This is a genomic window from Collinsella sp. (genome assembly GCF_052346665.1).
Lineage (GTDB): Bacteria > Actinomycetota > Coriobacteriia > Coriobacteriales > Coriobacteriaceae > Collinsella.
In genome coordinates this window covers 1-8,474 of record NZ_DAWDUX010000017.1, presented here as the reverse complement: position 1 = coordinate 8,474, position 8,474 = coordinate 1, and the positions used below count along the sequence as shown (strand labels likewise).

At 61.8% G+C, this 8,474-nt stretch carries 8 protein-coding genes; 1 reads left to right on the top strand and 7 read right to left on the bottom strand.

The window, feature by feature from the left end; genetic code table 11:
• Positions 1 to 54: 54 nt before the first annotated feature.
• From ACT8II_RS04450 to ACT8II_RS04440, 3 genes are all read right to left on the bottom strand, one after another.
• A complete protein-coding gene (locus ACT8II_RS04450) occupies positions 55 to 1,380 on the bottom strand; it encodes a replication-associated recombination protein A (protein WP_118653673.1) in 1,326 nt (441 codons plus the stop codon).
• Positions 1,381 to 1,453: 73 nt separating this feature from the next.
• Complete coding sequence (locus ACT8II_RS04445; protein WP_294160459.1) at positions 1,454 to 2,707, bottom strand: deoxyguanosinetriphosphate triphosphohydrolase family protein; 1,254 nt, start codon at positions 2,705 to 2,707, stop codon at positions 1,454 to 1,456.
• Between the two features lie 131 nt (positions 2,708 to 2,838).
• Positions 2,839 to 3,321, bottom strand: a complete 483-nt coding sequence (locus ACT8II_RS04440; RefSeq protein WP_294123729.1) for a prepilin peptidase — start codon at positions 3,319 to 3,321, stop codon at positions 2,839 to 2,841.
• Between the two features lie 82 nt (positions 3,322 to 3,403).
• On the opposite strand from ACT8II_RS04440, the gene ACT8II_RS04435 reads away from it, so the two are divergent.
• Complete coding sequence (locus tag ACT8II_RS04435; RefSeq protein ID WP_294160405.1) at positions 3,404 to 3,799, top strand: hypothetical protein; 396 nt, start codon at positions 3,404 to 3,406, stop codon at positions 3,797 to 3,799.
• A gap of 3 nt (positions 3,800 to 3,802) precedes the next feature.
• Here ACT8II_RS04435 and ACT8II_RS04430 read toward each other — a convergent pair whose 3' ends face one another.
• From ACT8II_RS04430 to ACT8II_RS04415, 4 genes are all read right to left on the bottom strand, one after another.
• The gene (locus ACT8II_RS04430; RefSeq protein ID WP_118653676.1) at positions 3,803 to 5,077 is read right to left on the bottom strand and encodes a glycosyltransferase family 2 protein; all 1,275 of its coding nucleotides are present in this window, start codon (positions 5,075 to 5,077) and stop codon (positions 3,803 to 3,805) included.
• Between the two features lie 83 nt (positions 5,078 to 5,160).
• On the bottom strand, positions 5,161 to 6,177 hold the full coding sequence (locus ACT8II_RS04425) for an RluA family pseudouridine synthase (protein ID WP_443813099.1): 1,017 nt from the start codon (positions 6,175 to 6,177) through the stop codon (positions 5,161 to 5,163).
• Positions 6,177 to 6,812 (bottom strand): signal peptidase II, encoded by a 636-nt coding sequence (gene lspA, locus ACT8II_RS04420; protein WP_302742712.1) that lies wholly within the window; start codon positions 6,810 to 6,812, stop codon positions 6,177 to 6,179. The genes ACT8II_RS04425 and lspA overlap by 1 nt, the downstream gene beginning before the upstream one ends.
• 246 nt (positions 6,813 to 7,058) lie before the next feature.
• The coding region (locus ACT8II_RS04415) for a class I tRNA ligase family protein (RefSeq protein WP_443813097.1) at positions 7,059 to 8,474 on the bottom strand (1,416 nt) is incomplete at its 5' end.

Here is an 8,474-nt window from a genome sequence, read left to right as displayed (position 1 = left end):
GAAGCGAGATGACAGGCATGGCGCACACTTTGAAAGAGTTGTGAACCACAGCGGTTATCTAGGGCGGGTCTCGGCGCGCCATTGTTCCCAACCTCGGCCGCTGGGGTGCCAGAAGGCGCCGGGCTCGAGACCCTCAGGGAGATACCGCTGCGGTACCCAGCCCTCTGGGTAGTCGTGTGGATACTTGTACTCTCCATATTCGTCTGAACCCGGGCGATGGCGGTCGCGCAAGTGGTTGGGGACTTCGCGCTGACCACTCGAGCGCACGTCTTCGAGGGCGGCGTCTATGGCGGCTTCGGCGGCGTTGCTCTTGGGAGCCAGTGCGTTGTAGATGGCTGCCTGCGCCAGATTGATGCGGCATTCGGGATAACCGATCACCTCAGCGGACTTGAATGCGGCCTCGGCGACCAGCAAGGCTGTAGGGTCGGCGTTCCCGATATCCTCGCTTGCCTGGATCATGATGCGACGCGCGATGAACTTGGGGTCCTCCCCCGCGTCGATCATGCGGGCGAGCCAGTACACCGCGGCATCGGGATCACTGCCCCGCATCGATTTGATAAACGCGGAGATGATGTCGTAGTGCATGTCGCCAGACTTATCATAGGAGAGCCCGCGCCTGGGGTTCGCCTGCTTGACGTCCTCGAGTGTGATCTCGATGGGAGCTCCCTCGGCGCGAACGTCCTCCGCCGGGTCTGCCGGACGCGTAAGCGCAATCTCGCTTGCGAGCTCAAGCGTGGTGAGCGAGCTGCGCCCGTCGCCCGCGGCAAGCGTGCAGATCGCCTTGATGACCTCATCACTCGCCGTGTACCTGCCCGCCAAGCCCTCTGGGGCCCCAAGAGCACGGCGCACCAATTGCTCAACGTCCGCGTCGCTCAGGTGCGTCAGTTCGACCACACGACTGCGCGAGAGCAACGCGGAGTTGACCTCGAAATACGGATTCTCGGTGGTGGCGCCGATCATGACCACGGTGCGGTTCTCCACCGCATGGAGCAGAGCATCCTGCTGGGAGCGGGAGAACCGATGGATCTCATCGATAAACAGAATAGTACGGCGGTCGAACATCATGAGGCGGTGCTTGGCCTCCTCGATCTCGCGACGCAGGTCCTTGACCGTACCCGTCACCGCCGAAACCTCGACGAACTCACTCTTCGTGTGTGCGGCGATGATGTGGGCCAGGGTGGTTTTACCCGTACCGGCAGGTCCATAGAGGATCACGCTCGAAAACACGTCATGTTCGATGGCGCTGCGCAGCCACGAACCAGGCCCCACCGCCTTCTGTTGACCCACGTAATCGTCAAGCGTGTTGGGACGCATGCGCACCGCCAAGGGTGCGTTCTTGAGCTGTTTGCTCCGCTCGGAGCTGCTGAAAAGGGTATCCATGAATCCGTTCCGTCGATTCGCCATCGCATGTGATTCTAGCAAATTGAATGATAGATTCAAACACCTGTTCGTATTAGCGTTCGTTGATGTACGTGCGCTGGGGGAACTTGAGCTCCGGGAACAACGTGCACGCAAGCTCGGTAAAGTATCCATCTGTCATGCTCGCGATATAATCGACGACCGTCTGGTCAAGATCACGCTCCCACTCGTACGTGCGCCCGTAGTACGACAGAGCCTTGTCGATGCGCGCGATGTGGTGGCGGAAGATATAGCTCTGCTCGTCATGTGCCTTAAGGTCGCCTAGGAAATGCTCGTACATGAGGCTGAATGCGCGCGCCATCGTCGCCGCCTCCTGCTCCTCGATGCCAGCCGAGTGATAGATCTTCTCGTAATTCTCACGCTTCGCGCGGCGGATCTCGCAGAACAGCTCCTCGCTCATCTCGATGCGGTCCTTACCGTAACTGTGCTCGACGATGTCGATCGAGGCGCGCGTGAGAATCCAGGAATTGTATCGACCACCTAAACCGTCTTCAAACGCGTCTTCCGAGAGTAAACCCGCCTCGATGGCGTCCTGACGGTCGCGCCCCACATAGGCGATGATATCCGAGATGCGCACCACGCAAGCCTCGAGCGTCATGGGGCGCAGCGTCTTGACGCAGTCGAAGTCGTGGGTGTAGCACTCCCCCACCACGTGGTCGAACTGCTCGAACGATTCCATGCCCGAGAGCTCGAAGACGCGCTGCTCGTACTCGCCGTTATGGCACAGCACGCCATCGAGCGTCTGCAGCGACAGGTTGCGACCGTAGAGCTTGTCGAGCACCCGGACCGAATGGACGTTGTGGAAAAACGAGCGGCCGGTGCGGGCGGTGGTGATGTCGTTGAGGCGCGCCTCCCCCGCATGGCCAAAGGGCGTGTGCCCCAGATCGTGCCCCAAACCGATCGCCTCGATGAGGTCACAATTGAGACCGAGCGCGCGCCCGATGTCCCGCGCAATGCGCGCCACCAGCTGCACGTGGAGGCCACGGCGCGAGAGATCGTCGTTGCTGCGGAAGCTGAACACCTGCGTCTTGCCGTTGAGGCGGCTGTAGGCGGGCAGATGCATGATCTTCTCGGCATCACGCACGTACGACGGACGCCAGATGCTACCGGCGTCACCTGCGCGCGGCTCGCGGCGAATCGCCGCATCGTCGGCGGCGCGATAAGGATTGATCCATCCTGCAGCACGATCCTCCTCCATACGCTCGACCAGCTCGGCGCTCAATTGGTCGGGCATGGCGAGTAGGCGATGCGTGAGATCACTCGTTGACTCTGGGGCATCGACAGTCATACGGGGATTCACATCATTTGTCTTCTGTTGCTGTACGTTCGTCATGTTCCATCTCCTCCTGTCATCGTTGATCGAGACCAATCATCGCACGGCGTGCGGACATACATCGATTCGCATTCGCAGCCGGACGGCTAACCCATACGAACGGCAACGATCATCACCAACAACAAAGGAACTACGAAGGGCAGTAGCGGCAACGAGACGCGCCGTGCAAGCAAGCCGGTCAAGGCAAGCAACACCAAGCCGCCTCCAAACGCCGCGAGGGCTTCGAGGGGCCTCCAAAGCGAAAGCGCGGCGAGGAACTTGACGTCCCCCATGCCAAGGCCCGCGCGTCCCTTGTGCCAACGGCGCCACCACAACTCGAATGCGACGATCACCGCACTCGTGAGGGCGGATACCAGCGCGCACCACATGAGTCGCAGCAGGCCTCCCGTAGCCAAGCTCAAGGCCGCGCACGCAAGTGCCAAGCCCACTCCGAGCACGGTGGGAAACCTCCGCTCACGCGCATCGACCACCGCAGCCGCAACCAACAGGACGCACACGAGCAGCGTCAACGCACCTGCAGCGAGGCCCCTAGACGAAGCCCCCTCCATCAAATTGCCCGCCTGTACCATGTATACCACCTCGACACTCGCCCGCCGCCACGCCAACGCGGGTATAATGGCGGCAATGAACTCGACCTTTCACGGGAGACCTATGGAAACGCCCACGTTCGACTACAGCACCAAACCCGAACCCCAAATGACCGGTCCACAGGCGGCGGACGCCGACGTCATAGAGTCCATTGGCGGCCAGCGAGTGATCGAAAGCGCGAGCGCTTCGACCGCGCCTCAGACGAACTCGTCAAACTTCGCCTATGTCCTTGCCGCAGTGACGTTGGGGATCATCTCATTGCTGGCAATCGCGTTCGCACTCCTCATGTTCGGGGTGGTCGGAACGGCCATCAATTCGTCCTACGCATATGATGAGCTGCCGAGCGATGGCTATGTGAACGGTTGGAAACGCTTTGAGAACGAGCATCGCGATGAGCTCGACCAGTTCGAAGAAGAACTCTGGAACGAGCTCATGTCCGAAAACGGCTACGACGCGTAAAACCTATTTGGCCCCGTCGAGCACCTCGTCGAGCGTCACGCTCACGTCATGCGGCGTGGGAACCCAGTCGACCTTAAGGAACAGCGCCGCCACGGTGAGCGGGACATACGTGAACATAAACAGCGGGAAGGTAAACAAGTTGGCGAAGATGCGCCAGCGCTGCGGACAATGGATGTGCTTCCACTCGGTGATAGTAGTGAAGAGCCCCATGACAAAGAACGTGCCGTACATATAAGCAAAAATCATGATTACCGAACCGATTGCCATCTCGATCTCGGAGTCGGTTGCCAAGAACCCGTGGCTCAGGCTACCGACCACGATGAAGGTGGTGTTGACCATGAGGCAGAGCAGAGTCAACAGCATGGCAGGACCGATGACCATGAGCATGTCGTAGGCGGCAAAGCGGCGAAACTTGGTGATGGACGTGAGCATGTGGCGGCCGTAGGTGAAAAGCACCTGATAGAAGCCTTTGGTCCAGCGCATGCGCTGTTTGATGGAGGCCTTGAGCGTGACGGGCTGCTCATCGAAGAATTCGGCCGGGGCATAGCCGATGCGAACACCGTGGATGGCGCAGAAGGTAGCGAACTGGATATCCTCAGTGAGTGTGTGGAAGTCCCAGCCGTGCATGCCCTGGATGATCTTGGCCGAAACGAGGTAGCCCGAGCCGGAGACGGCGCACGAGGTGCCGCAGATCATACGCGCGTTGTTGAGATAGCGCGCCTCGCGCATGAACCAGGTGGCGTAGGCCGCGCTGATCCAGGAGCTACCGAAATTCTTTGAGTTGCGATAGCTCGTGAGCGCCAAATACCCCTGGTCGAAGGCGTCGTTCATGACGGTGACGTAGTCACGTGCGAGCAGATTGTCGGCGTCGAAGATGAAAAACGCCTCGTGCTTGCCGGGATACTCTTTGAGGATGCGGTCGAACCCGTAGTCCATGACCCAGCTCTTTCCCTTGCGGGAGAGGTCGTTGCGCTCGTAGACGATGGCACCGGCATCACGCGCCGCTTGGGCGGTGTTGTCGGTGCACGCGTCCGCCACCACGAAGATGTCGATCAGTTCGGAAGGATAGTCCTGGTCTTTAATCGACTTGACGAGGTTGGCGATCACCGCTTCCTCGTTATGGGCGGCGATGAAGAACGCATAGCGATGCTGCTTCTTGGCGGCGGGGATCTTCACCTGGCCCCGCAGAAGTCCGATGAAGAAGAAAACGACCTGGTACAGAAAGCACCAGGTGAATAGGAAGCCAACGATGCTGTTGAAGGCGACGATAGGTGTCAAAACGCCTCCCGGGTCGCGATTGTTTCGTACGTCTCAGTGTACGACAGTCTGCGCCCGGGCACGCAATCTCCAATCGAGAGGGCTCAATCCTCGAGGAGGCCGAGGCGTGGAATGATCTGCTCCCCCGCCTCCGTGCGTCCGAGCGAGCGGTCGTGCAGCTCATCCAAAGCAGCCGCGAGGTCCCAAGGAAGCTCATCCTTGCAACTCACGACCTCACCGGTCACCGGATGCACGAACGAGACGCTCCATGAGTGCAGAAATTGACGGTCGAGGTAGAGGTTCATACGCTCATTGCCCTTACCGTACAGTGGGTCGCCCACGAGCGGATGGTGGATGTGGCGCATGTGCACGCGAATCTGGTGCGTACGCCCCGTGTAGAGGTGACATTCGACGAGCGTATAGCCCTCGTCGCCCCGCGCGGGCTCAAAGCGCTCAAGCACCTTAAACGTCGTAATGGCCTGACGTGCAAAAGGATCATCGGAGACGGCCATCTTCACGCGATCGCGTGTGGAGCGCGCAATACCCGTGTTGATGGTCCCCTCGTCCATGACGATCTCGCCGTGGACGAGCGTGATATAGCGACGGTCGAGCGTACGCGTGCGGATGAGGTTCTGCAGGGCGCGCTGCGTGTCATCGTCCTTGGCGGCGAGCATGAGGCCCGAGGTGTCGCGGTCGAGGCGGTGCACGATGCCTGGTCGGTCCTCCCCCTGCACCGTGCCCAGGTGATCAGGGCCGCAATGGTACGCAAGGGCGTTCGCCAGCGTGCCATCCTCGTGGCCGTGCGCCGGATGGCACACCAGACCGCGCTGCTTGGAAAGGACGATGAGGTAGTCGTCCTCGTAGCGAATGTCGAGGGGAATGGCCTGTGGAATGATGGCTCCCGGTTCGCGGACCTCGGGAAGCTCGATGGAGATGCGGTCACCCTCGGCTACTTGCTGCTTTTTGGAGAGGCACGTTTCGCCGTTGATGGCCACGGCACCCGCCTCAACGAGCTTCGCGCAGGCAGAGCGTGAGGGGCACGCATCCTGCGCGCCCAGATACGCATCGAGGCGCTCGCCCGCAGCTTCGACGGGAACGAGCAGGTGAAGGTCGGCGGGCATTAGCGTCCCTCCCCTTCCGGCTTGTCGCACTCCTGGCGCTCACGCACCGCGCGGGCGCGCTCGCCGCGGCGTTTGGCGCGACGAGCGGCGGCACGGGCGTCACGTGCGTCGAGCTCGGCACCCGCATCGACTTGGGCGGCGGGAGACAGGAACATGAAGCCCACGAACGCGAGGAAGACGCCAACGCAAATGCCGATATCTGCAACGTTGAACACGGGGAAATCGATGAAGTCGGTGGCGATGAAGTCGACCACGTAGCCGAGAACCAGGCGATCGAGGGCATTGCCAATCGCGCCCCCCGCAACAAGGCCGAGCCCGAAGGTCTCCACCTTCGACACCTTCCTCACGTGACCAAGGTACAAGGCGATGGAAACGATGACGACTGCGGCAAAGAAGGCGAACAGCATACCCATGCCCTCGCCCATGCTGAACGCGGCACCGATGTTCGCGACGAAACGAAAGCTCAAGATCCCTGGGATGACGGATACGCTCTCCCCCGTCAGCATGAGCGTGTTCTTAACGAACACCTTGGAGATGTAATCGAGCGCGAACACCGTGACAGCGGCGACGAGCACCACGCACGCGCGCCATCCAAGCGACGGCTCAAAGGTTTTTGTATCCGGCTTCTCGGCCAAAGGAATCCCCAAACTCCGAAGTGAACATCCTTGATGTAGAAGGTCATGCCGCGTGCCAAAGGGGCACGTCCCCAATGGCACGCGATCCTTGATGTGGGCATGCACATCAGCGAGCGACGGCCAGGTGCGCCAGATTGCCCTGAAAGAGGAGGGCGCACGCCTAGCGTGCGGCGCCCGACGATTGAAGGGCAAGGTGGCGTGCCTGGCCGCCGCGCAGCGTCATGCGCTGAGCTTAGCGCAGCGCCTTTAGCTCAGCGCCTCAAAGCAGCGGTCGCAGATGTGCTCGTGCTCGCCGTGGACGCCCGTAGAGGTACGGTAGTTCCAGCAGCGGTCGCACGCCTCACCATGGGCGGCCTCGATCTGGGCGGTGAACGCCGCACCCTCGGCCAGCTCCACCTCGGAGACGATGTAGAACTCGGCGAGGTCGACAGCCTTGTCGCCGGTGAGCAGCGCATAGGCCTCGGCCGGGGCGGTAGCCTTCACGCGGACCTGCTGGCTCTTGGTGAAGGTGCCCGCGGAACGAGCCTCCTCGATGGCCTTGGTGACCACGCCTCGCAGCTCGAGCGACGCCTCGAGGACGCCGGCGAACTCGTTGGCCTGCTCGAGCGTGATGGGGCTCTTGTACCAATCGAGCAGGGCCGCGTACTCCTGGTTGTCTCGGCAACCGGCCGGAGCGAACTCCATGGCCTCGTCGACCGTGTAGGACAGGATGGGCTGCAGGTCGCGCATAAGCATGGAGAGCAGCTCGGCCACGACGGTCTGCGCGCTGCGCATCTCGTGGCTGCCCGGCTTCTCGCAGTACAGGCGGTCCTTCAGCGCGTCGAGGTAGACGTTGGAGAGCTCGGTGACGACGAAATCGTACAGCGTGCGGTACGCGCGGTTGAACTCATAACCGGCGTAGGCCTCGTCGACCTCGGCCTGGACCTGGGTGAGGCGGGCGAGCATGAGCTTGTCGAGCGGCATGAGCTCGTCGAAGGCCACGCCGTCGGTCGCGGGCTCGAACTGGCCCTCGAGCACGGACAGCAGGAAGCGCAGGGTGTTGCGGAAGCGGCGGTACGCGTCGGAGGTGCGGGCGAGGATCTCGTGGTCGCAGGCGACGTCGGTGGAGGTGTCCACGGAGGCGACCCACAGGCGGATGATGTCGGCGCCCATCTCGTCGCAGATCTTGTTGGGGTCGATCACGTTGCCGAGCGACTTGGACATCTTGCGGCCCTGGCCGTCCAGGGTGAAGCCCTGGGAGATGACGGCCTTGTAGGGGGCGACGCCGTTGGTGCCAACGGAGGTCAGCAGCGAGGACTGGAACCAGCCGCGGTGCTGGTCGGAACCCTCGAGGTACACGTCCGCCGGGTACTTGAGCTCGGGGCGGTACTCGCACACGGCCTTCCAGGACACGCCGGAGTCCCACCACACGTCGAGGATGTCGCGATCGGTCTTGAGGTGATGGCCGCCGCACTTGGGGCACACGCAGGCGTCGCCGAGGTAGGACTCGGGTGCGTCGGTGAACCAAGCGTCGGAGCCCTTCTCGTGGAAGAGCGCGATGACGGCGTCGAGCGTGTCGTCGTTCATGATCTTCTCGCCGCAGTCGGTGCAGGTAAAGGACGGGATCGGCACGCCCCAGTTGCGCTGACGGGAGATGCACCAATCGGGGCGCTGCTCCACCAT

Coding starts and splice junctions, on each gene's coding strand:
- ACT8II_RS04450 (WP_118653673.1), bottom strand. CDS start 1,380: ATGGATACCCTTTTCAGCAGCTCCGAGCGGAGCAAACAGCTCAAGAAC.
- ACT8II_RS04445 (WP_294160459.1), bottom strand. CDS start 2,707: ATGACTGTCGATGCCCCAGAGTCAACGAGTGATCTCACGCATCGCCTA.
- ACT8II_RS04440 (WP_294123729.1), bottom strand. CDS start 3,321: ATGGTACAGGCGGGCAATTTGATGGAGGGGGCTTCGTCTAGGGGCCTC.
- ACT8II_RS04435 (WP_294160405.1), top strand. CDS start 3,404: ATGGAAACGCCCACGTTCGACTACAGCACCAAACCCGAACCCCAAATG.
- ACT8II_RS04425 (WP_443813099.1), bottom strand. CDS start 6,177: ATGCCCGCCGACCTTCACCTGCTCGTTCCCGTCGAAGCTGCGGGCGAG.